This window comes from Nocardia sp. NPDC004860, from assembly GCF_040609015.1.
Taxonomy (GTDB): domain Bacteria; phylum Actinomycetota; class Actinomycetes; order Mycobacteriales; family Mycobacteriaceae; genus Nocardia.
In genome coordinates, this window is record NZ_JBEXJI010000005.1 from 162,997 (window position 1) to 186,224 (window position 23,228).

Here is a 23,228-nt window from a genome sequence, read left to right on the forward strand (position 1 = left end):
TTCGGCGTTGTCGATTCAGTTGGGCCCGGTCAGTTTTGCGGAGCCGGGGCGCCGGCGGGCGGGGCGCCGTTCGGGGGCTGGGCGCCGGGCGGGGCGTCGGCCGGGGGCTGGGCGGGCTGGGCGCCCGGGGGGAGGGGCTTGCCGATGTGCTGGGCGATGTCGGGGAGCATGCGGTTGGCGACCTGCTCCCAGTTGCCCCAGTTGTGGACGCCGATGCTCGGGAAGTCGTAGCTGACGTTGTCGTAGCCGAGGGACTGCAGGCGGGACTGGAAAGCCTTGGTGTTGGCCAGGGCGATGCCTTCCAGGGGCATGCCCTGGATGACCGCGTCCGCGGAGGACAGGTCCTGCTGGGCGGGGACGGCGCTACCCGCGGCGATGTAGAGGCGGGTGTTGTTGTCGATCAACTGCTGGACGAAGCCGTACGGGTCCATCCGCTGCCACTTGGCGCTGCCCGCGGCGGCCATGGAATCGATGTTGTAGCCGCCGGCCGCGAGCAGGGCCAGGCGCAGGGCGTCACGCATGCCGGGCGCCGACATGTACAGGTAACCCGACAGCGAACCGGCGTAGTTGAACTGGCCGGGGTGGTAGGCCGCCATCAGCAGGGCCGCGCTGCCGCCACTGGACAGCCCGAAGATGCCGTTGCGAGAGTCGCTGAACCCCAGTCGATCTCGCAGCGCATCACGCAGGTTCTGGGAGAGGAAGGTCTCCCACTGGTAGGTGTAGGACTTGCCGGAGGTCTCGTCCCAGCCCGCGACCGCCGAACCGGAATCCCGGCTCGGGAACAGCGACGCATCGGGATTGGCGCCGCCGAAGCTGCTCGGGGCATCCCAGTCCTGATAGAAGCTGGATTCGCCGCCGACCGGCATCACCACATTGATATTGAACTTGGCCAGCGCGGCCGGAATGCTGGTGTGAATCTCCCAGCCGTTGTAATCGTTCTGCGCGCGCTCGCCATCGAGCAGGTACACCACCCGGTCGGTATTTCCGTCGGCCGCGCGCACGATCCGGGACTTGATCGAACCCATGCTGGAGTCGACATAGAAGTCGAACGCATCCGGATTCGTGTCTGCCGCAGCCGGTCCGGCCGTCAACGCCCCGAACGGCAGCAATACGGCCACCGCGGCTCCCGCCAGGCCCCGCTTGGCCCATCCACCCCGCATATCCTGTTGTGCCTTTCACTCCACGGCCGAACCCGGCCGCTCCCCTCGATCCTCCCCCGCTCCCTGTTCCCGGCGCGGCGGTTCGCCGAGCAGCATAGCCGCTGCCGAGGGATCTGGTCCCCCCGAATCAGATTGCGGCACTGGGCCGGATCGGAATGCGCGCTAGGCCAGTTCGACGCGGATGAGGTCGCCGCCGCGGTGCGGGTCGGGTGCGTCACGAGTCGCATTCAACAAGATGTTGATATCCCTTCGGCGCAATGATCTGTTAAGCGAACCGGAAGGGTTCACACGAAGGCTGGCACCGCGAACAGTTCGAGCCCCACGGGACCGAACACCGGTGAAAGGGGACGGGGATGGAGGCGGCGGTGCTTGTCTTCGGTGTGTTGTTGGGGATCCCGCTGGTACTGCTGATGGTGTTGCTGCCCATCGCGATCCTGGCCGAACGGGATCGGAAGGCGCGACTGCGGGATTGGGCCATGGTCAACGGCTGGACATTCCAGGAACGATCGTTCGCTCCGTGGACCGCGCGGCTCCCGGGACGCAATCCCCGCGGGCTCGGCGTCACCCTGACCGGACAGGTCGGCGGGCGCTGGGTGACGGTCGCCGAGTACTCGTACGAAACCACCTCGAGCACAGGCGAATCCACGACCACCACCACGCACCACCACCTGGTGGCGCTGGTGCTGCTGGACCGGCCGCATCCCGCCCTCGCGGTGCGGCAGCGCGGGCTGATGTCGCAGTTCGGCCGGGCCCTGTTCGGCGACAAGCCGACCGCCACCGGCAATGTGCTGTTCGACGCCCGCTTCCGGATCGATGCGATGGCCCCGGCGCACGCCAAGACCATGGTCGGACCGGCACTGGTCGCCGCGCACATCGCGGGCACGGTACCGCAGTGGAGCCTGGTCGGCAACGAGCTGCTCACCTGCGCGCCCGGCGGAAAGCTGAAGGACCCGAACCTGATTCCCCGGTTCGCGGGGCAACTGTGCCAGGTGGCCGACCTGCTCGGTCCGGTCGACTTCGCCGCCCACCCCGGGCTGCCCGACGCACCGCGCTAATCGGCACCGGCGGATTCGGCCGCCTCGGGCTCGACGGTGAAGACCGGGCTGCGCCCGCGGGCGTCCAGCCGGCCGTCGCCCCAGCTGGCACTACCGTAGGCGTCGATGTCGATGGCGTATGCGCCGGCGGGGAGCGCCTCGGGCAGCTGGATCGAGGTTCGATCCTGCCCGTCGACCAGCCCCAGATAGGTCCGGCAGGGCCGGGAACCGATCGCCACCAGGAAGATTCGCGCTGACTCGAACCGCCGGTAGGCCGCCGCGTCCACCGACCAGCCCACCCCCAGCGACCGATGGGCCGCGTCGGTGAAGTCGACGGTGACGCGCAGCGTCGAGTGCTCCCCGAGTCCTGCCCGGTCCTTCACGGCTGCCTCCTCGAGCACCCGGCCGGACGCACATCGATATGCCCGGGCAGATGTCCCACTGCAACCAGGCTGGCACGGAGGCTTCGGTGGGGCAACGCGAATCCGCCCGGGAAGACGCTCAGCGGCGGCGCACCGCGTCCTCGAGATAGGCCATGGCGTGCGCACCGTCGGTGGCGAAGTACACGAGGTCGGCCAGCGGCACCGGCAGGAAGCCCTCGGCCTCCATGCGCTGGAACTGCTGCATCAGCCCGTCGTAGAACCCGGCGGTGTTCAGCAGGACCACCGGCTTCCGGTGCATCCGGTGCTTCTTCATCTCGAGGATCGCGGTGGCCTCGTCGAGGGTCCCGGTGCCGCCGACCATGATGACCACGCAGTCGGCGAGCTCGAGCAGCTTCGCCTTCCGCGCGGCCAGATCGGGGGCGATGATCATCTCGTCGGCATTGGCACGCGCCCCGCCGCGCAGGAACTCCGCCGACACCCCGACCAGCCTGCCGCCGCTGTTCTGCACCCCATCGGCAACGATCTTCATCAACCCGGCTTCGGACCCGCCCCACACCAGCGTGTGCCCGCCCTTCCCGATCAACTCCGCGAACTCGCGGGCGGGCCCGGTGTAGCGCTCGTCGAGGTCGGCGGCCGACAGAAACACGCAGATGTTCATGCAGTCACTGTATTGCCGAAAGGGGCCGCGGCCCGGCCGCGGTGGCGCTCAGGCCTTGTCGTCGAGGGTGACCCGCACCGAGACGCGGCCGTTGTCGCGCTGGGTCACCGCGTGGCCCGTGCGGTCGACGCCGTTCAGGTGCAACGAGATCGGCCCGCCCTCGCCCTGGAAGTTGCGCCACCAGCTCTTCTTGTCCGGCATGCCGACGCCGATGACGAGTTCGTCGCCCGAACGCCAGTAGTTGACCGGCGTGGAGAAAGTCTTGCCCGAGCGGCGGCCGGTGTAGGTGATGACGACGAATCCGCGGCCCATGAGCGGGCCGATCACCGGAAGCTTGGTCAGCGCCACGATACCGGCATTGACCCCGCCCACAACCTGTGCCACAACATTTTTCACCATGTGCGCCCTCCTGTTCCGGGGCACGGTAGCACGGGTGGGATCGGTGGCCCGGGGCGGCGGACCTCCCCGGGCCGGCGGCTCTACGGGAGGAACCACTTCGCGATGAGGGTGTTCACAGCGTCGATGAAGTCGCCGATGAAGTGCGGAATCATGGGCCTTTCCTCCTTTGTGGAAAATGCGAATAACCGTTACCAGTCGGTTCGTACCTGAACCGACAACGGTGCTGATCACCTATTCGTTGCCGGAGACTGGACGGATGGCAATCACATCCATTCCTGCCGGAATAGTCCGGGAAATGCCTTGGAAAGGAACAAAATTCGCCGCCGGACCGCACCTTTCACCGCGGCAGGGAGTTTGCCATGAATTTCCCAGGCTATCCCGTCTCCGGTACCGCATCGTCACGGCAAATCACGATGAATAAATCGGAGTATTCGATCATCGACCATGGCCCGCCCCGAATCTCGTGTATGTCAGCCGACGCGGATCGGATCCGCAACCGCTGCCCGGGGCCGCTCGACCTCGGCGGGGCGCGCCACCGACAGGCCGTAGAGCAGGGCGAACACGTACACGATCACGTGGGCGTTCTCCAGAATCGGCTCGGAGTGCCAGGGTTTGGGCAGGACGAAGACGCCGACCGAGGCGAAATCCGGAGTCCACTGGTACGTCCATGCCCCGGTGGCCACGAACAGCAGCGCCGCCGCGAGCCACCACAGCGGCCGGGTCTGCGCCCGGTGCACGAGATGGACCAGTAGCGGGACGAACCACACCCAGTGGTGTCCCCACGAGAACGGCGACACCGCACAGGCCGTCATCCCGCCCAGCGTGACCGCGAGCAACCGCTCGCCGCAGCGGTCCAGCACGGCGACGAGCGTCAGGCCCACACCCGCCACCACGCCCCCGAGGATCAGCCACAACCAGACGGGCGCGCCACCCCCGGTCAGGTGCGCGAGCACGCCGCGGACCGACTGGTTGGCCGGCTCGGTGTCGGGTGCGATGCGCTCGGAGTGGAAGAAGGTCGAGAACCAGTATTCGCGGGAATCACCCGGCGAGACGAGCCAGGCCAGGGCAACCGTCGCCGCCACCGTCACCGACGCCGTTGCGGCCGAACGCCATTGGCGCAGCACCAGATACTGCACGATGAAGAAGCCCGGTACCAGTTTGACCCCGGCGGCCACCCCGACGCCGAGGCCACGCAGCCGCCCGTCCTCGGGCCGCGCGAAGTCCCACAGCACCAGCAGCATGAGCACCAGGTTGATCTGCCCGTAGAACAGTGTGGTGCGCACCGGTTCGAGGAAGATGCACGTAATCGCCAGCAGCGCACCGACACTCGCCACGCGGGTGCTCATCCGATAGCCGAGCATCCGCCAGCACAGCAGGACACAGGCATACAGCACACCGAGATTCACCAGCAGGAACGCATCGGTGATCCAGGCCGCGGGCACGGCGAGCCCCGGGATGAACACCATGGCCGAGAACGGCGTGTAGGTGTAGAGCAGCCCCCCGACGGTCTCGTCCCGATACAACGAATGCCCGTGCAGCAAACGCCAGGCGCCCTCGCGGTAGATGTGCACATCGAGCCCGCCCACGAGAATTCCCGCCTTCTCCAGCCAGGGATCGACCGTCGTGAACACCAGCGCCAACGCCAGCAACGCACTCAGTGTGAGCACGAAAAGCGTTGCACCGGAGCGGGAAACCTCCATCGAGCGTGAATCCGACACAACCAATTAGCCTAGTGAATGACCTGGCGCGATCACGACCGCCGGTTCGGCGCACCCGGCACGGCGCTCGCCTGGGCGATGATCGCCGACCCCATCCAGCGGCGCAGGTATCGCCGCAACTCCGCGTCTCCGCGCGGCGGATTGCCCGGCGAGATGAAGAACGACTGCATGGTGCGCAGCAGGAATTCCACCAGCTCGCGCAGGGATTCGTCGTCGTAGCCGTAGTGCCGCCAGTCCACGTCGAAGCGTTTGATCATGGTGATGCCGAAGGCCTGCGCCTCCGCGGAGGTGATGCCGGCGGGGTCGGCATTGGAGTAGGTGGCGGCCAGCAGGATGCCCAGGTGCGGCGTCCGGCGCACCTCGGCGAGGGTGTAGACGACGCCCTCGGTCATGGCCTCGACCGGATCGGTCATGCCGCTGACCTGCGCGGCCAGCCGGTCCAGGAAGTCGTCCACCGAGGCGATGGCCGAGGCCCGCATGAGCGCGTCCGCACTGGGGAAGTACCGGTACACGGTCTGGCGGATCACCCCGAGCGATTCCGCGACGTCCGCGATGCTGATCTCCGCACCGGTGCGCGCGATCAATTCGACTGCGGCGGCGACGATTCGACGGGATGCCTCCTCGTCGTTCTCCGGCGGACTCCCGCCCCACCCGCGCCTTCGTGCCACGGCCCGACCGTAACACGCGGGATCGTCCCGTCCAGTACGGCATACGGTCTGAGCTGGGTCTTCCAATCATACACTTGTACGCGCTGATGTATGTTTGTATGTTCACAGCGGCATCGGAGCGCGCGACCGGGCCACCGGACCCATCCACCTCCGGAAGACGAGGTATCGCCCGACATGACGGATTTGATTGTGCGGAAGCTGACTTTCGCGTTCGAGGAGCACGACGTGCCGTTCCTCTGGAATCCCGAGAACCCGGCCTTCTCCAGCATGGCCAACGCGGTGTCGTTCCTGGCCATCGGTTTCGAGAAGATGATCGTGCAGATGATCACGCAGGCCAAGCCGCAATTCACCGACCCCGCCGTCGCCGAGGAGGCCGACGCCTTCATGCGGCAGGAGGGTCAGCATTCGACCGCGCACCGCCAGCACGTGCGCGGATTGATCCGCGCCTACCCGGGATTGCAGGAGACCCTCGACGAAGTGGTCGCGGAATTCGACAAGCTCACCGCGAACACCCCGCTGAAGTACCGGCTGGCCTATACCGCCGATCTGGAAGCCACCTTCACCTCGGTCTTCAAGCTCATGCTGGACAACGAGGCGTCGCTGTTCCGGCCCGGGGACGACCGGGTCGCGTCGCTGTTCATCTGGCATTTCGTCGAGGAGGTCGAGCACCGCAGTTCCGCGCTCATCATCTTCGATTCGCTGGTGGGCAGCGATCTCTATCGCATGCGGGTGGCACCGTCCATCTTCCGGCATGTGCTGAAGGTCGTCCGGATGGCTTGTGCAGGGTTCAATAAGCATGTGCCGCTGGAGGACCGGAAGATCGACGCACTGTCGATGTTCGCCACTTACCGCTACCAGCAGCGGCTGGGCAAGCTGCTGCCGCGCTTCGCGCTGCCCTACGCGGGGCCGGGGCCGCGGGCCTTCGACAGCCTGCCGCTGGGCGAGCAGCTCACCGCGCTGCGCGGCATCATCCGCAGCCAGCTGCCCAACCATGATCCGGCACACGAGAACACGCCGGCACTGGCCGATGTGTGGTTCGAGCGCTACCGCGACGGATACGACGTCACGCGCTGGTACACCGCGGCGGCGACCGGGGCGGAGGCGAACTGATGACCGGCCACTGCGCACCCACCTTCGACCAGCTCGCCCGATCGCTCGGCTTCTCCTGCGACACGGCGGGCGGGCTGGTCGAGGTGAGAAACCCGCTGGCGCTGGAGAACTGGACGCTGCCCGTCCTCGAGCTGACCGTGATCGTCGGCTCGGTGCTCGCGCTGGTGTGGGCCATCGTGCGGCTGCGCCGCCACGGCGATCCCACCAACCTGGTGCTGTGGTTCGGCGCCACCGCGTACCTGTTCATCATCGAGCCACCGCTGTATTTCCCCGCGGCGTTCGGTATTTCGGGGCATGTGGACACGATGTTCGCGCACAACGTCTTCACGGTGGATTTCCTCTGGGGGCGGTTGCCGCTCTATATCGTGGCGATCTATCCGTTCATGGCGACGCTCGCGTACGAGATCGTGCGCATGCTGGGGGTCTTCCGGACCTACGGCGCGATCGCCGGGGCGGCCTGCGTCGGATTCGTGCACCACGCGTTCTACGAGATCTTCGATCAGATCGGGCCGCAGCTGCGCTGGTGGGAGTGGTCGACCTCGAACCCGCTCAACCAGCCCATGTTCGATTCGGTACCGCTGCCGAGCGTGGTGGTCTTCGCCGCGCTGTGGCCGATGTCGCTGGCGTTCTGCGTGTACTGGTTCGTAGGGCGCCGCGTCGACGGCGGCGAGCGCTTCACCGGCCTCCAACTGGTCTGGCGCACCATCGTGATCGGCCTGCTGGCCTCACTCGGAACCTTCATCCTCCCGCTGCCCGCCACCGTGCTCGGAGCCGGCAGCACGACCGTCCGCGGCACCATCTACGCGCTCGAACTGATCGTTCTCACCCTGGCGGCGATCGTGCTGATGTACCGCCAATGGACGCGCCGGCGACAGCCCGGATCGGCCGACCCCGGCTACGACAACCGGTTCGTCCGCGCCTACAGCGTGGTCTACCTGCTCGTCATGGCCGTCCTGTGGGCCACCGCCCTCCCCGACTTCCTCGACGCCACCGGCGGAGTCACCCGCAACGGCGACCCCATCGGCAACCTCTGGTACACCCTCGCCTGCTTCGCCATCGGCATCCTCTGCGTCGCAGCCGTTTTCACCCTGCCCGCCACGACCGCTTCGGAGAAGGAGGATTCGCCCGCGACTGTCTGATCGAATGCGGTACCGGCGCACCCGATCCCGGTGACTACGCGACGCTCTGCTCGGAGCAGACGGTGGAACCGACGAAAGCCCGGATGGTTTCCAGCATCCGGTAGCGGCGGCCGTCGAACTCGACCAGGGATTTGTTCACCAGGCGGCTCAGCGGGGCCAGGATGTCGCCGGGGCCGACCTCCTGCAGGGTGTCGAGGGTCGCGCCGTCCGGGAACTGCCAGAGGCGTTGGGCCAGGCGACGTTCCGGGGCGGCGAGGGTGTCCCAGCTCCATTCGATGGTGGTGTAGAGGGAGCGGTGCCGTTCCACGGCGGAGCGGGTGCCGGCGAGCAGGCGGAAACGATCGTCGAGGCGGCGCAGGATCTGGGCGGGGGTCATGGTGTGGACGCGGGCGGCGGCCAGTTCCAGGGCCAGCGGGATGCCGTCCAGGCGGCGGCAGATGGCGGCGATCGTCTCGTAGTTCTCGTCGGTCAGGGTGAAGCCGGATCGGACGGCGCGGGCCCGGTCGAGGAACAGGTGTATCGCGGCGGAGCCGAGGGCCTCCGCGGGGGCCGATCCGGGTGGCGGCGACGCCAGAGGCCGCACCGGGAACAGGGTTTCGCCATTGATGCCGAGGGGCTCGCGGCTGGTGGCGAGCACCGTCAGGTCGGGGCAGCGGCTGAGTACGTCCGCGACCAGCTCCGCGATATCGAGCACGTGCTCGCAGTTGTCGAGGACGAGCAGCAGCTTCGCGCCGACGGCCGGGCGGTGCATCGGGCAGGCGTGCAGCGAATCCGGCTCGGCGCGCAGCCCGAGCCCGGCCAGCAGGTGCTCGCCCGCGGTGGCAGCGTCGCCGATCGCGGCCAGCTCGACCAGGCGGCAGCCGTCCGGCCAGCGGGGGGCCAGGCGGGTGGCAGCCTCCAGAGCGAGGCTGGTCTTGCCGATCCCGCCGGGACCGGTCAGGGTCAGCAGCCGGGTCGAGGGCAGTAGGGCCGCAAGGCGGTTCAGGTCGGGTTCGCGGCCGATCAGGCTGGTCAGGCGGACCGGCAGGGCAGGCGTGGGAGCGGTTGCGGGGCTCGCGCCGCGATCGAGGGCGAGGACCAGCTCGCGGGAGGGCGGCACGCCGAGCTCGCGGCGCAGCTGCGTACGGGTGGCGTCGAAGACCTCCCGGGCCCGGCCGGACCGGCCGGCGGCGGTCAGCGCGTGAATCACCCGCACCGCCAAGGACTCTCGCAACGGCTCGTCGCGGAGTTCCGCCTCGAGGGAGGCGACCAGCTCCCGTGCCCGTCCCAGTGCCAGGTAGGCGTCGGCGCGGGCCTCGACCGCGTGCAGGCGCAGCTGGTTCAGCCGGTCCGCGTGCCAGTACAGGTCCGGATGGTCGGCCAGGTCCGCGAAGGCCGCACCACGCCACAGGCCGAACGCGACATCGAGGGTCCGGGCGGCGGCGGCGACCTCACCGGCCGCCAACCGGCCGATGCCCTTCTCGGCCAGGCGCGTGAAGCGGTGCATGTCGATGTCGTCGGCCGCGAGGCGCAGCCGATACCCGCCGCCGTCCGATTCCACCGCCGCGTGCTCCGGCAGCACCGCGCGCAGCCGTTTCACCAGTGTCTGCAGGGCATTCGCCGGATCGGCCGGCAGGCTGTCACCCCAGATGGCGCCGATCAGCGCGTCACAGGTCGTCGCCCGGCCGGGCTGCAGGGCGAGCAGCGCCAGCAGCATGCGCACCCGCGGGCCACCGACCCGTTTCACCTGCCCATCGGCCGAAATGCCCACTCCACCAAGGAGCGTTATCTGTCCCACACGTCCCTCGCTCGACATCAACCCACCCGATTCGGCTCCCCCGCATCGTCAGTTTCATGGGACGACCGGTCCGTCGACGAGGGCTGATTGCGCCAATCACAAGGCAAAAACGTGCCAATCCGGACGAGAGCGCGTCAGTCCTGCCACCGTTCCACCGCGCGGCGGGCCGACCGAAGATCCTTGTAACCGAGTAGCTCCGCCTGTTCCGACCGGGTGAGCGGGCCGTCCGCCGCGGCCTGCTCGTACCGCCGGCGCCGGGCGCGCTCGAGCTCGGTGCGCCAGGTCGTGCCGTGCTCGGCCAGACGCCGCTGCAGCGAGCGGCGGCTCAGGAACAGGCGGGCGGCGACCTGGTCGATGGTGACCGAATCCTGCTCCAGGGCAGCGGAAATGACCAGGCCCAGATGGTCGGTCCAGGTGGTGGCGCGCGGCGGCACCACGGGCTGGGTGGTGGCCGCGTACCGCTGGAGGATCTCGGCCAGCCGGGGGTCCGCGGTGCGCAGCGGGCGGACCAGATCGGCGGTACTGACCGTGATGCTGTCCGCGGGAGCGCCGAAATCGATGGCGTCGGTGCCGAACAACTCGACCAGCCGGTCGTGGTTGCGCGGCGCCCGCTGGTGGAAGGCGACGCGGACCGGGCTCACCGGCCCGTCCATGACCAGCCTGCCGCGCGTGAAGATCGCGGCCAGCCCCCACTGCGCGGCCAGCTCCCGGCCGCGGCCCTCGCCATTGATCATGCCGATCTCGAAGGTGACCTCCTCCTCGGTCTCGAGGCCCGGCTCCATGCGGAAGTTCGTGGTGATGGCCCCCAGGTACGTTCCGCACAGTTCCAGCCCGGCCCCCAGCGTCGGCGCGGTGCTGAAAAGGTAGTCGTACAAACCCACTTGGCCCAGGACGTACCGCTCGGCGATATCGAGCGCCGCGTCCGGGTTGCCGAGCCCGTGCTCGACCACCTCCCAGGTGCGCAGGTATCCGGCGCTGGGGACGCGGTACTCCTCGCCGTCGCTCATCGACCAGGTGGGTACCCCCGAATCCCGGGTGAGCTGTCGCGGTTCCAGTCCCGCCGAAACCGCGTGCCGCAGTATCGATTGCGGCAGCCGGACGTTGTCGGTCGCCTCGACCTGCACGCCGAGCTCCTCCTGCACCGAAACCGCGACCATCGGCCTACCTCCCTACCTCGCGCACACGCCAGGTTCAGCGCGTTCGCCCTCACATAGCTTGTGGCGCGACAGGATCCGGAACAAGAGCGATCGTCGAGAAGAGCGCCTCTGCCGAACGGCCGTCCTACTGCCCGGGGTTGCGGGATCTGCCAGAACCTCCGAGGCAGACACGACGAACCCAGCCGGTGTTACCGAGCGAAGCAGGTGCTGCCCATCCTCGCGCTCTCGACGTGATCGGGGTAACAGGCTAAGCTGACCGACTTATGAGTCAGTCTGCTTGCTTCGGATGGCGGAGACGAGCGAAAACCCAGGAAGGAACCTCATGCCTGAATCAGATCTGCTCAGCGGCCGGACCGCCGTGGTCACCGGCGCGGCCGGCGGGATAGGCGCGGCGCTCGCGGCGGAGCTGGGCGCGCGCGGGATGTCGGTCGTGCTCGCCGACATCGACGAGATCGGTGTCCGGCGGACCGCCGCGGAGCTGCGGGATCGTGGCGTGCGGGCGCTCGGCTACGGCGTCGATGTGGCGGATCCGGGGTCGGTGGCGGAGCTGGCCGCGGCGAGCTATGAGGAGTTCGGATCGGTCGAACTGCTGTGCAACAACGCGGGGGTGCTGCTGTTCGGGCCGGTCGCCGACGCGACGATCGGCGACTGGCGGTGGCTGTCGTCGGTGAATGTGGAGGGGATGCTGAACTGCCTGCACGCCTTTCTCCCCCGCATGAGCCGGGCCACCGGGTGGCGGCACGTCATGAATACCGCGTCCACGCACGCGTTCCTGCCGGACACCGCCACCAGCGCGCTGTACAGCGCCACCAAGCACGCGGTCGTCGGCGTCACCCTCGGACTGCGGAGCGAGCTGGCCGATGACGGCATCGGCGTCACCCTGCTGTGCCCGGGACAGGCGGCGACGCGCATCCTCGACGCGCAGCGCAATCGGCCCGACAGCTTCGGGCGCCGGGCGCGGGAACCGTTCGGCACCGGAGTGATTCCGCTGGCGATCGAACCGCACGATGTGGCCCGCGCGGCCGTCGACGGGATCCTGCGCAATGAACCCCTGGTCTTCGCGCTGCCCGAGTTCACCCGCGACACCTTCCGCAATCAGGTCGAGGAGATGTGGCGGCTGGCCGATGACGCGCTCGGCGCTCGGACCGGAACACCATGCCCCGCCGGCGATTAGGGCGGGCACGAGATGGACGAAAAGCTCGCCGCCACCACCGTTGTGCGCACCCCCGACAGCGCTCCCCCGGCCGACCGCGCGCTGAAACGACTGCTGGCCTCGGTACCCTTCGCCAGCGCGAGCTCCGCATTGGGCTTCGCGGTGTCGGGATACTTTCTGGCACTTCAGGTTCAGGCCGTCGACGCCGACGCCAAGGTCGGCAATCTGGCGCTGGTGCAGGCGGCCGGCGCGGTGGCTGCCATGGTCGCCCAGCCGCTGATCGGCGTGCTGTCCGATCGCACCCGCACCCGGGCGGGGGCCCGCTCCCCGTGGATTCTGCTCGGCGCGCTGATCGGTGCGGCCGGGCTCATCACCGCGGGACTGTCGACCACCATCGCCTGGCTGGTGGTGGCCGCCATGACCATCCAATTCGGTTTCAACGCCCTGGCGGGACCGCTGTCGGCCATCCTTCCCGACCGGATTCCAATTCCTCTGCGCGGCCGGTATTCCACGCTGTCGGGATTGGGATCGATCGCCTCGGCCATTGTCGGACCGGTTCTCGCCTCGCTGTTCGTCGACCGCATTCCGCTGGGCTACTTCAGCGCGACCGGCGTGATCCTGGTGATCGTCGTGGCCTTTCTCGCGGTGAATCCGGAGGCTGACAATCGCGGCATCCCGCGACCCGGATTCTCGGTGCGGGACTTCCTCACCGCCCTGTGGGTTGATCCTCGCGAACATCCCGATTTCGGCTGGGCCTTCCTCGGGCGCCTGTTCATCTTCGGCGGCTATTTCATGGTGCTCACCTATCAGCTGTATCTCGCGCAGGGCTATATCGGACTCAGCACCGGCGAAGCCGCCAAGGTGGTGCCGCTGGTCGGCGTGGTGGGCCTGCCCGGATTCCTGGTGGCCATCGTGGTGGCGGGGCCGTACTCCGATCGCATCGGCCGCCGCAAACCCCTGGTGCTGGCGGGCGGGCTGATCGTCGCGGTCTCGACGCTCATCCCACTGGCCGCCCCGACAGTGGCCGGATTGTTCGCCTCCGGCGCCGTGACGACCATCGGCTTCGGCATTTTCACCGCGGTCGATATCGCACTGGTCTCCGAGGTGCTGCCCGCGAAGGACGACTTCGCCAAGGACCTGGGAATTCTCAATATCGCCACCACCCTGCCCAGCGTGCTGGCCCCGGCCATCGCCGCCGCCATCGTGCACCTGTCCGGCAGCTACGGCGCGGTCTATCCCACCGCGGCCATCGTCTCCGCCCTCGGCGCGCTCGCGGTACTGCCGATCAAGAGCGTCCGCTGAGGACGCGGGGAACCCCTCCGCACACCGAAAACCCTTTCAGGGCAACGGCTTCACCCTTCTCCACTCACGATCCCTCGAAAGGACTCCCTGTCGTGACCTCCTCTGCCTCCTTCGACGGCACCGAACCCGCCCAGCAGGTCGAACCACCGGGGAGACCGCGACCCGGCTGGAATTGGCGCGTGGTCTGCTCGCTGGCCGCGCTCGTCGCCGTCGTCGAGACGCTCGCCCTCAGCTACCCGCTGGTGCCGATGGCGGAACCCGCCATCACCGCGCACTTCCACACCACCCAGGCCGGTTGGGTGATGACGTCGTTCCTGCTGGTCGGCGCCGCCACGGCGCCCCTGCTCGGCAAGCTGGCCGATCTGCACGGCAAGCGCCGAATCCTGCTGAGCTGCCTGGCATTGTCGGCGGCCGGTGCGTTGATGTCCGCGCTGGCGCCCAGCTTCGCGATCCTCCTGGCGGGGCGCTGCCTGTTCGGGCTGCTGGTACCCTGCCTGTTCCTGAGCTACTCGCTGGTCCGGGATGTCTTCCCGCCCAGGACCATTGCGCTGGCGGTGTCGATCGTGACCTCGGCGGTGGGCCTGGCCGCCATCCCCGCGCCGTATCTCACCGAACGACTGCTCGACGATCACGGCTATCGCACCGTCTTCGGGTTCTTCTTCCTCGTCACCGCGCTCGCGGCGGTGGCGGTCGCGGTCACCACGCGGGAATCGACTGTGCGGCTGCCGGTTCGGGTGGGCGTGCGCGGCGCGGCACTGCTCGGTCTCGGACTGGTGATCGTGCTCGTCGGGGTGTCGCAGGGACCGGCGTGGGGTTGGGTCACGCCGCCCACCCTCGCCTGCCTCGGCGCCGGCGCCGCGCTGATCGTCGCCTGGCTCGCGACCGCGGCCCGGACCGGGGACGCCCTGATCGACCTCCGGCTGTGGCGTCGCCGCCCGGTGCTGCTCACCGCCCTCGCCGCCGGATGCGTCTATGCCGCAACGGGTTTGTACGCCATGGTGCTGCCGATGCTGATCCGGACCCCGGCCATGCTCGGGCTGGGCTACGGATTCGGCGTGACGCCGAAGGGCGTCGCCGAATACCTGGTGCCGATCGGACTGCTGAGCGTGGCCGGCGGGATCGCGGTCGGTGTTCTCGCCGGGCGTCGGCTGATCCGGCCCGGTCTGCTGCTGGCGCTCGGAATGCTCTCGACCGCACTGGGTTCCGCCCTCACGGCGTATTCCCACGACAGTAAGGACCTGCTGCTGCTCTTCGCCGGGCTCGTCGGCCTCGGCACCGGCCTGGCGTACGCGGCGACGCCGAATCTGCTGATCGCGGCGGTGCCGCCCGGCGTCCAGGCGTCGACGGCGGCGCTGGTCAGCGTGTGCCAGACCGTGATTCCGGCCATCGCGCCGATCATCGCGTTCTCCGTCATGAACGGCTCCCATGTCGCCGAGCTGCCGCCGATGATCACGCGGATGCTCAATGGCGCGGTCATCTACACCGAAGGGGGGCTGCGGGTCGGATTCCTGATCGCGGCCGCCATCGCGGGCGTGGGTCTGCTCTTCGCGCTGCTGCTGCCGCGCACCATCGAGCAGGTGAGCATCGAGTCGATCGTGCCCCAACCTGCCGCATCCCAGCCGGCGGCAGTCGAACCTGCGACGGTCGAATCTGCCGCTGTCGAACCTGCCGCACCCGAACAAGCAGGCTGACCTTCATCGAAAACGCCGCCGGCCGGAACGGATTCCGTTCCGGCCGGCGGTCTGTTGCGGGGAGGGGTCAGCGTTCGAGACGCAGGGCGGCGATGCGCGGCTGCAGCACCTCGGCCCAGGCCGCATATCCCGCACCCGACAAATGCAGTCCGTCGCGGGTGAATTCCCGCCGCAGCACGCCATTGGCGTCGGCGAGAGCCGGCCACAGATCGATGTACACCGCGTCGGCCTGCGCGGCGATTTCCACGATCACGGAATTCAGTTCGCGAATCCGCTCGGCGAACTTCGCCCGCCGGGGCATCACGCTCTGCACGAACAACGGCGCGTGCGGCGCCCGCTCACGAATCTCGGAGACCAGCTCGCGCAGGTTCTCCGCGACCTGACGCGGGGTCTGGCCCAGCCCGAGATCATTCGTGCCGATCAGCAGGAAGACCGCGGCCGGCGCGTCGATGGCGGTGTCCAGGCGGGCCCGCAGATCGTCGACCGTATTGCCGCCGATCCCGCGATTGACCGGACGCACCTGCGGGAACCACTCGTCCCACAGGCCGCCCTCGGTGATGCTGTCGCCGTAGAACACCACTCGCCCGGTGGGCGGGGGCAGCTGGGCGAATTGCGAGGCCCGCATGGCAATGGAGGTCCGGAGCATGTAGCGACGGCCCAGTTTGTAGATGAACACGGTTACTTCTCCTGACGGGCGGCCACCGGCAGCACGTTCTCGCGGGCGACCGAGCCCAGCCAGGCCAGGCTCGGTTTGGGCGTGCGGGCGAAGGTCTTGCGGTCGACCGCGATCAGCCCGAAGGTCGGCCGCCAGTGCCCCCATTCGTAATTGTCCAGCGCCGACCAGTGCAGGTACCCGCGCACCGCGACGCCGTCGGCCATGGCCAGCCGCAGGTGGTCGAGTGCCTCGGTGGTGTAGGCGATGCGGCGGGTGTCGTCGGCGGTGGCGATGCCGTTCTCGGTGACCAGTACCGGGGTGCCGCCGGTGACCTTCCAGGCGTGGCGCACCGCGATACCCAGTGCGTCCGGCCGATAGGCCCAGCCGGTGAGCGTGTTGCCGGGATCCTCGGCGTGCGGGATGGGACCGTCGGGGCCCACCAGCCGGCTGGTGTACGCCTGGCTGCCGATGAAATCGTCGTCGCGAGCGGCCTCCAGGTAGGGGTCCTCCCACAGCCGATTCGCCTGTTCCAGTTGCTCTTCGCAGCCGGGAGCGGCGACGAACGCCTGCTGCGCCACTGTCCACCCAACCGCGGCGTCGGTCTCGGCCTTCACGATCCCGGTGGCGATGTGATGGGCCTCGATGAGGACGCGGGCGGCGTCCGGGTCCGGGTCCGGGAGCGCGCCGGAAGCGAAGGCCCGCACGGCTTCCGCGTCCGGAACCGCGCGCTGCACGCCCGCCATGGTGGCGACCATGTTCGGCTCGTTGATCGTGCACACCCAGGGCACATCGCCCAGGATCGGCGTCACGGCGCTCACGAACCGGGCGAAATGTCCGACCGCGTGCGGGTTCGTCCAGCCGCCCAGTTCGGCGAACCAGCGTGGGCCGGTGAAGTGGTGCAGCGTGACGACCGGTGTGAGACCGCAGTCGAGCGCGGTGTCGATCATGCGGCGGTAGTGGGCGAGCGCCGCCAGCGAGACCTGTCCACGCTCGGGTTCGATACGCGCCCACTCGACGCCGAACCGGTAGGCGTTCAAGCCCGCTCCCGCGAGCAGGGCCATGTCCGCGGGGTAGCGGTGATAGCTGTCGACAGCGTCCCCGCTGCGCTCCGGAATGACCGGGTGTTCGGCGTTTTCGAGGGCCCACCAATCGCTGCCGATGTTGTTTCCCTCGGTTTGATGCGGGGAGGTGGCCGCGCCCCACAGGAATTCGGCGGGCAGCTTCGGTGTCATGTGCCGGGTACCTCATAGCGTCGATGCATTGTCGGAATCCTTTCCGCACGGAATGTGCCAATTTTTCGTTTGGCGATTTTATAGCAGACTGACCCATCAGTCGGTACGCTCTCCGGCGGTAAGGCAGTACGAACAATTGAGGTATTCCCATGAAGAATCGTCGCGCGGGCCTGATCGCCGCCTGTGCAGTCGCCGGTGTGGCCGTCACCGCGGCCACCGCGAACGCGGCTCCCGAACAATCCGTCGCACCGGTCGGCTACCACGCCGGCCTGACCGACGGCACCGTGGTGGTCAGCCTGGACCACGGCACCTTCGCCCCGGCCGCCGCGGACGCCATCGGCATTCGCGATGACGCGGGCACCGTGCTGGACTCGCTGCCGCTGGCCTACACCATCGACGGGCAGCGGCTCTCCATTCGCCAGCAGGTGTCCGAGGACGGCCGCACGCTGCGCCTGACGCCCGACGCGGCGGCCGTCGACCGCTCGGCACTGACTCCCATCGCGGCGCCGCTGACCCCGGTCGCCTCGCCGCTGGAGAACCAGCTGGCCATGAACGACATGATCAACTCCGTCAGCATCGGCACCTCGGTGGGCAGCCTGATCGGCACCGCCATCGGCGCGGTCATCGGCATCGGCGTCGGGTTCACCGTGGCGGGCGCGTCCTGCCTGGTCCTGAGCCTGGGCTGCGTGATCGCCGTGCTGCCGATCGTGAGCCTGGTGGGCGGCGTCGGCGGCCTGGCCGGGTTGGTCATCGGCGGCGGGCCCGCGGCCGCCTACGCCGTCTACCAGTACATCACCGCGCTCAATGCGGCTCCGGGACAGAGCATTTACGCCAAGGACCTCCAGGGCAGGCCGGGCGTTCCGGCCGCCCCGGCCGAGGGCAACTGAGCCGGGAAGCACCGAGGAACTCCGAGATGAACCTTCGCGCAACGCTTTCCGTCGCGTCCCTGACCGTGTGCGCGGTCGCCGCCGGGACCGGCACCGCGCTCGCCGAACCCGCCGCCGAGCCGGCTGCCGAGCCCACCGTCGCCGCCCGGGTGGTCGGCGACTCCGTGCTGGCCGTGCTCGACCACGCGCTGTTCGCCGCCACCGCCGACGGGCAGGGAGTCGAAATCCATACCCTGGACGGGCAATCCGTCCTCAGCCTGCCGACCGGATTTCTGCTCGACGGCGTACTGCACCCGATGCGGTACCAGGTCATGGAGTCCGGGCGCGCTCTCACGCTGACACCCGACACCGGGCTGAAGCCGGTCGCCTCGCCCATGGAGGAACAGCTGGCGGTCAACGACTTCGCCGCCAATATGGCGAAGGTGCCGCTGGGATCGATCGCGGGCGCGCTGCTCGGCGCGGCGGTCGGGGCGGTCATCGGTCTGGGCTCGTGCCTGGTGATAGGGCCCGCGTGCCTGGCCGTAGCACCCGCCGCCATCGGCACCTTCGCCGGCGCGGGCGGGCTGCTGGGGACGCTCGTCGCCGGTGGCGCCGCGCTGGCCGACGGCGTGTGGCGTTACATCTCGACGGTGAATGCCGCGCCCGGCGAGAGCATGTACGCCCACCAGGGCGGCGTGCTCGATCCGAACGGCACCGGCGTCCCCGACGCCGTGCTGCGCATGCCACCGTCGATCGGGTCGGGCAGCAGCAGCGGCGGGTCCGGCAGCAGCAGCGGGTCCGGTAGCTAGACCCGGGACGGCCGGTGGGGCGGCGGGCCGACGACGATTCGACAATCAACCGAGAGAGTGCATTTCATGGTTTCGCGTCTTGCGGTCGCTGCCGCACTGGCCGTCGCCGCGGCGGCGGCCACCGTGCCGATGTCCGCCACCGCCCCGGTATCCGCCGAGGAGCCGTCGGCCGTTTCCGTTGTGCCGGACCAGGATCCGTTCTACACCCCACCACCCGATATCGGCACCCTGCGCAATGGCCAGGTGGTGGCGGGGCGGGAGATCGGCACCAAGCTGCCGGTCGCGGTGCGGGCCTGGCAGGTGTCGTATCGCACCAATGATTCGCTGGGGAACCCGGAGCTGGGTGTCACCACACTGCTGGTGCCGACCGCGCCATGGACCGGTCCGGGCTCCCGGCCCGCCGTGTCCGAACAGATTCCGGAGGACTCCACCGGCACCCGGTGCGCGCCCTCGTACGGAATAGCCACGGGCACTTTGCAATCCGGTGATCAGATCGCCGCCATGCTGGCCGAGGGCTGGGCGCTGGCGGTCCCCGATTTCGAGGGGCCGAAGTCGGCCTTCCTCACCGGCCCGCAGTCCGGGCACGCCATCCTGGACGGGGTCCGGGCCGCCGGGGCATTCGCGCCCGCCGGGCTCGGGCCGGATACCCGCTGGGCGCTGGACGGTTACTCCGGCGGGGCGGCGGCCACCGGCTGGGCGGCGGAGCTACAGCCTGCCTACGCGCCCGAGCTGACCTTCGCCGGAGCCGCCCTCGGCGGGGTGCCCGCGAACCTGCCGGCGGTCATGAAAAATGTTGACGGCGGGGTGTTCTCGGGCTTTCTGGTCGGCGTGCTGGTGTCGTATCAGCGCGAGTTCCCCGACGCTCGCATCGACGAACTGCTCAACGAGCGCGGCCGGGCGGACACCGCGGCCGCCGCCGACGTGTGCGTCATCGAACTGCTGATTCGATTCCCGTTCTGGCGGCTGGCCGCGGCCACCGCCGACGGTTACCACGACGACACCCGGCTCACCGGAGCGCTGCAACGGAATTCGCTCGGCGGCGGCGCACCGACGATGCCCATCCTCGACTACCAATCCGACTCGGACGAAGTCGTGCCGGTCGCCCAGGCCGACGATCTGGTCGCGGCCTGGCGGCGCGGCGGCACGACCGTCGTCACCGTGCGCGACCCGATCGGCGAGCATGGTCTGGAGGCGTCGAAGCGGCAGGCCACGGCGCAGCAGTTCCTGCGGGAACGGTTCGCCGGCGGCCCCGTCGCCAATGCCGACCTGGATCGCCCGGTGGGACCGGGGTGGTGAGGAGGTCAGTCCTGGTCCGGTGCCAGATCCCGGCGCAGCAGGCCGGTGAGCATCCGGACCGCGCCCACCATGTCCAGCGAGTCGTCGCGCAGCCAGAGTTCGGTCAGGCCGGTGAGCGCGCCCACCAGCAGCAGCGCGGCGGCCTCGGCATCGACGTCGGCACGAATATCGCCGGCGGCGGCGCTCTGCTCGATCACCCGGGCCAGGTTGTCGCGGTAGGTCCGGATGCGCTGATTCGACCACTCGTGCGCCACATCCGGGGCGTCGGCGGAGCCGAAGAGGGCCAGATGGCTCATCCGGGTGAGCTCCGGATCGGCCCGATTGCGCTCGGCCAGATCATCCACGATCTCGAGAGCGCGCAGCACCGCCGGACCCTGGTACTCGCGATCGACCTCGACCGCGTCGAACGCCTGCTGATCGCGTTCGGCCAGCACCGCCGACAGCAGCGCCTCCTTGCTGGAGAAATGGTGCAGCACCCCGGACCGCGTGATGCCCGCCGCGGCGGCGACCGCCGCCAGCGAGGTGCCGCGGTACCCGTTCTCGGCGAAGAGGGTCATCGCGGCGGCCAGGATCTGGCCGCGCCGCGCCGCGCCCGACTGTTCGGCGTCGCGTGTTCGCGCCATGCGTCCGACCTCCCACCCGCCGAACGGGTTTCGTTTGCACCGATATTGCCCTCGCCAGCCTACTGTCCAGTCATGCGGCCGGATCACGGGGGCAAGCGCCACCGGCTTCCCAGGAGAAGGAGCATCACATGATCACCTCGGGTGCGCGCCGCGCCGCACGGGCCCGCCGCCGGGCGATCCTCGCCGTCGCGGCGGCAGTGGCGGCCGGTGCGCTGGCTCCGGCTGCGGCGCAGGCGGATTCACCGCCCGGACTCGGTCCGGACTTCCTGTGGGGCGTCTCGTCGTCGGGATTTCAGAGCGAAGGCGCTGCGCCGGACAGCAATTGGAGCAGACTGGCGGCCTCGGGCCGGATGTCCGACCCGTACGGCGAATCGGTCGACTTCTATCACCGCTACGCGCAGGACATCCGCCTCGCCGCGGACCTCGGCGTCAAGGTGTACCGGATCAGTGTCGAATGGGCGCGCGTGCAACCCGAACCGGATCGCTGGGACGAGCAGGGATTCGCCTTCTACGACAGGGTGATCGCCGCGATTCACGCCGCCGGCATGCGACCCATGATCACTCTCGACCACTGGGTGTATCCCGGCTGGGCGGACGATCGCGGCGGGTGGAGCGATCCCGGCATGCCCGATGCCTGGCTTGCCAATGCCCGGCGGGTGGTCGACCGCTACGCCGACGCGGACCCGCTGTGGGTCACCATCAATGAGCCGACCGCCTACGCCGGACTCGCCGCGGCCTACGGTGGCCTGCCGGCAACCGAGCTGCCCGCGATGTTCGATCGGCTGGTCACCGTCCACGAGGCGATCTACGACTACATTCACGCACGCACCCCCGATGCCATGGTGACCAGCAATGTCGCCTACCTGAGCGGGCTGGAATCCCTGTCCGAGCGGCCCTTCGAGGATCGGATCGCGAATGCGCTCGACTACATCGGCATCGACTACTACTACGGCGACCCGCCGGGGCCCGAGATCGCCGCCGGCCGCCCGTGGGAGAGCGCGCTCCAACCCGAGGGCATCTACTACGCGCTCCGCCACTACGCCCGCGCCTTCCCCGGCAAGCCGCTCTACATAGTCGAAAACGGTATGCCCACCGAAAACGCCGAGCCCCGCGCCGACGGCTACACCCGCGCCGACAACCTGCGCGACTCCATCTACTGGGTCCAGCGCGCCAAGGCCGACGGCATGAACATCATCGGCTACAACTACTGGAGCCTCACCGACAACTACGAATGGGGTTCCTACACACCGCGATTCGGCCTCTACACGGTCGACGTCCGGACCGACCCCACCCTGACCCGCCACGCCACCGACGCCGTCCCCGCCTACCGCGCCATCATCACCGCCGACAGCGTCCCCGCCGGCTACCACCCGACCCGTCCCCCACTCCCCTGCTCCATCGTCGACCCACCCACCAGCTGCACCGAACCGGTGCGCTGAAGGACCGAATGACCCCCGGGTCTGCGACCGGGGGTCATTCGCGTGATACCAACTCGAAGAAGAACCGCAGACAGCGAAATATGGGGGCAACCTAGATCTTCGTGCCCACGGCGCCGTAGAGCGACACGACTTTGTCGTGGCCGGGTGGGTGGTCGATGCCCTGATTGCGCCAGCGGTGAATCACCTCTACGCCGGGGGGCACCAGTTCCAGGCCGTCGAACAGGCGCTCGACCTCCGCGCGGGTGCGGGGACGGACGGGAATTCCGCGGTCGACGTAGACCTGTAGCAGGCGGGCCATGCCGTCGGGATCCGAGTCGCCGTCGTCGAAGTCCGTTGTCACATGCGAGATCGCGAGGTAGGAACCCGGAGCCAGGGGCTCCATGAGGGTCCGGACGATCTCGTGGACGTCGCCGGGCACGAAATGGAGCAGGGCCATCAGGGAGACGGCCACCGGCCGCGAAAGATCCAGTGTTTCCCGCAGTTCCGGGGCTGCGAGGATATCCAGCGGGCGCGCGGCGTCGGCGTGGACGTAGGCGATGCGGCCCTCGGGCGAACTCACCAGCAGTGCTCGTGCGTGCGCGAATACGAGCGGATCGTTGTCGACGTAGACGACCCGGGAGTCCGGTGCCAGTTCCTGCGCGACCTGATGCAGATTCGGCTCCGTCGGGATACCCGTGCCGATGTCGAGGAACTGCGTAATCCCCTGCCCGGCGAGAAATCGCGTGGCATGCCGCATGAACTCACGATTGGTACGCGCGGTCACCCGAACCGCGGGAAACTCCTGCAATGCCTTTTCGGCGGCATCACGATCCGCCTCGTAATTGTCCTTGCCACCGAGAAAGTAATCGTACATACGAGCCGAGTGCGGCACGTCGGTGTGCAGATCGATCTGACCGGACATCGGCAAGCCCCCTGTACGCTGAGATCTGAAAACCCGTATACCGCAGGTATACCCCAGC

Annotated in this window: 22 protein-coding genes; 10 read left to right on the forward strand and 12 right to left on the reverse strand. The window is 68.8% G+C overall.

Annotated features, from left to right (window positions below):
• Positions 1-29: 29 nt before the first annotated feature.
• A complete protein-coding gene (locus ABZV44_RS13520) occupies positions 30-1,160 on the reverse strand; it encodes an alpha/beta hydrolase family protein (RefSeq protein ID WP_354835621.1) in 1,131 nt (376 codons plus the stop codon).
• Between the two features lie 353 nt (positions 1,161-1,513).
• On the opposite strand from ABZV44_RS13520, the gene ABZV44_RS13525 reads away from it, so the two are divergent.
• Entirely contained in the window at positions 1,514-2,215 is a 702-nt protein-coding gene (locus tag ABZV44_RS13525; RefSeq protein ID WP_354835623.1) for a hypothetical protein, read from the forward strand.
• On the opposite strand, the gene ABZV44_RS13530 is transcribed toward ABZV44_RS13525, so the two are convergent.
• The 5 genes from ABZV44_RS13530 to ABZV44_RS13550 form a co-directional block, all read right to left on the reverse strand.
• On the reverse strand, positions 2,212-2,577 hold the full coding sequence (locus ABZV44_RS13530; RefSeq protein ID WP_354835625.1) for a hypothetical protein: 366 nt from the start codon (positions 2,575-2,577) through the stop codon (positions 2,212-2,214). The two genes, ABZV44_RS13525 and ABZV44_RS13530, sit on opposite strands and share 4 nt — an antisense overlap.
• A gap of 118 nt (positions 2,578-2,695) precedes the next feature.
• Positions 2,696-3,235, reverse strand: coding sequence for a TIGR00730 family Rossman fold protein (locus ABZV44_RS13535; protein ID WP_354835627.1), 540 nt, complete (start codon positions 3,233-3,235; stop codon positions 2,696-2,698).
• A gap of 48 nt (positions 3,236-3,283) precedes the next feature.
• Positions 3,284-3,634 (reverse strand): nitroreductase/quinone reductase family protein, encoded by a 351-nt coding sequence (locus tag ABZV44_RS13540; RefSeq protein WP_354835629.1) that lies wholly within the window; start codon positions 3,632-3,634, stop codon positions 3,284-3,286.
• A 470-nt stretch (positions 3,635-4,104) separates the two neighbouring features.
• Entirely contained in the window at positions 4,105-5,301 is a 1,197-nt protein-coding gene (locus tag ABZV44_RS13545) for a glycosyltransferase 87 family protein (RefSeq protein ID WP_354835631.1), read from the reverse strand.
• Positions 5,302-5,384: 83 nt separating this feature from the next.
• Positions 5,385-6,020 (reverse strand): TetR/AcrR family transcriptional regulator, encoded by a 636-nt coding sequence (locus tag ABZV44_RS13550; protein WP_354835633.1) that lies wholly within the window; start codon positions 6,018-6,020, stop codon positions 5,385-5,387.
• 174 nt (positions 6,021-6,194) lie between these two features.
• Between ABZV44_RS13550 and ABZV44_RS13555 the strand changes: the two genes are divergently transcribed.
• Entirely contained in the window at positions 6,195-7,130 is a 936-nt protein-coding gene (locus tag ABZV44_RS13555; protein ID WP_354835636.1) for a metal-dependent hydrolase, read from the forward strand.
• A complete protein-coding gene (locus tag ABZV44_RS13560) occupies positions 7,130-8,269 on the forward strand; it encodes a hypothetical protein (RefSeq protein WP_354835638.1) in 1,140 nt (379 codons plus the stop codon). The genes ABZV44_RS13555 and ABZV44_RS13560 overlap by 1 nt, the downstream gene beginning before the upstream one ends.
• A 34-nt stretch (positions 8,270-8,303) precedes the next feature.
• Here the strand turns inward: ABZV44_RS13560 and ABZV44_RS13565 are convergent, their stop codons facing one another.
• Positions 8,304-9,995: a BTAD domain-containing putative transcriptional regulator gene (locus tag ABZV44_RS13565; RefSeq protein WP_354835640.1), complete on the reverse strand. Its 1,692-nt coding sequence runs from the start codon at positions 9,993-9,995 to the stop codon at positions 8,304-8,306.
• Positions 9,996-10,180: 185 nt separating this feature from the next.
• A complete protein-coding gene (locus ABZV44_RS13570) occupies positions 10,181-11,203 on the reverse strand; it encodes an AraC family transcriptional regulator ligand-binding domain-containing protein (RefSeq protein WP_354835642.1) in 1,023 nt (340 codons plus the stop codon).
• A gap of 322 nt (positions 11,204-11,525) precedes the next feature.
• Here ABZV44_RS13570 and ABZV44_RS13575 point away from each other — a divergent pair, with 322 nt between their 5' ends.
• The 3 genes from ABZV44_RS13575 (at position 11,526) to ABZV44_RS13585 (ending at position 15,349) form a co-directional block, all read left to right on the forward strand.
• On the forward strand, positions 11,526-12,377 hold the full coding sequence (locus tag ABZV44_RS13575) for an SDR family NAD(P)-dependent oxidoreductase (RefSeq protein ID WP_354835644.1): 852 nt from the start codon (positions 11,526-11,528) through the stop codon (positions 12,375-12,377).
• Positions 12,378-12,389: 12 nt separating this feature from the next.
• Entirely contained in the window at positions 12,390-13,658 is a 1,269-nt protein-coding gene (locus ABZV44_RS13580) for an MFS transporter (protein WP_354835646.1), read from the forward strand.
• Between the two features lie 92 nt (positions 13,659-13,750).
• Entirely contained in the window at positions 13,751-15,349 is a 1,599-nt protein-coding gene (locus ABZV44_RS13585) for an MFS transporter (RefSeq protein ID WP_354835648.1), read from the forward strand.
• 67 nt (positions 15,350-15,416) lie between these two features.
• Here ABZV44_RS13585 and ABZV44_RS13590 read toward each other — a convergent pair whose 3' ends face one another.
• Complete coding sequence (locus ABZV44_RS13590) at positions 15,417-16,025, reverse strand: GDSL-type esterase/lipase family protein (RefSeq protein ID WP_354835650.1); 609 nt, start codon at positions 16,023-16,025, stop codon at positions 15,417-15,419.
• 2 nt (positions 16,026-16,027) lie between these two features.
• Positions 16,028-17,236 carry a family 1 glycosylhydrolase gene (locus tag ABZV44_RS13595; protein ID WP_354835653.1) on the reverse strand — a complete coding sequence of 403 codons (1,209 nt, stop codon included), beginning with the start codon at positions 17,234-17,236 and terminating at the stop codon, positions 16,028-16,030.
• Between the two features lie 149 nt (positions 17,237-17,385).
• Between ABZV44_RS13595 and ABZV44_RS13600 the strand changes: the two genes are divergently transcribed.
• The 3 genes from ABZV44_RS13600 (at position 17,386) to ABZV44_RS13610 (ending at position 20,207) form a co-directional block, all read left to right on the forward strand.
• The gene (locus tag ABZV44_RS13600; RefSeq protein ID WP_354835656.1) at positions 17,386-18,123 is read left to right on the forward strand and encodes a hypothetical protein; all 738 of its coding nucleotides are present in this window, start codon (positions 17,386-17,388) and stop codon (positions 18,121-18,123) included.
• A gap of 26 nt (positions 18,124-18,149) precedes the next feature.
• The gene (locus tag ABZV44_RS13605) at positions 18,150-18,911 is read left to right on the forward strand and encodes a hypothetical protein (RefSeq protein WP_354835659.1); all 762 of its coding nucleotides are present in this window, start codon (positions 18,150-18,152) and stop codon (positions 18,909-18,911) included.
• Positions 18,912-18,977: 66 nt separating this feature from the next.
• Positions 18,978-20,207 (forward strand): lipase family protein, encoded by a 1,230-nt coding sequence (locus ABZV44_RS13610; protein WP_354835662.1) that lies wholly within the window; start codon positions 18,978-18,980, stop codon positions 20,205-20,207.
• Between the two features lie 5 nt (positions 20,208-20,212).
• Here the strand turns inward: ABZV44_RS13610 and ABZV44_RS13615 are convergent, their stop codons facing one another.
• On the reverse strand, positions 20,213-20,830 hold the full coding sequence (locus ABZV44_RS13615) for a helix-turn-helix domain-containing protein (RefSeq protein WP_354835664.1): 618 nt from the start codon (positions 20,828-20,830) through the stop codon (positions 20,213-20,215).
• A 128-nt stretch (positions 20,831-20,958) separates the two neighbouring features.
• Between ABZV44_RS13615 and ABZV44_RS13620 the strand changes: the two genes are divergently transcribed.
• Positions 20,959-22,269: a family 1 glycosylhydrolase gene (locus tag ABZV44_RS13620; RefSeq protein ID WP_354835666.1), complete on the forward strand. Its 1,311-nt coding sequence runs from the start codon at positions 20,959-20,961 to the stop codon at positions 22,267-22,269.
• Between the two features lie 91 nt (positions 22,270-22,360).
• On the opposite strand, the gene ABZV44_RS13625 is transcribed toward ABZV44_RS13620, so the two are convergent.
• On the reverse strand, positions 22,361-23,170 hold the full coding sequence (locus ABZV44_RS13625) for an SAM-dependent methyltransferase (RefSeq protein ID WP_354835668.1): 810 nt from the start codon (positions 23,168-23,170) through the stop codon (positions 22,361-22,363).
• Between the last annotated feature and the right edge of the window lie 58 nt (positions 23,171-23,228).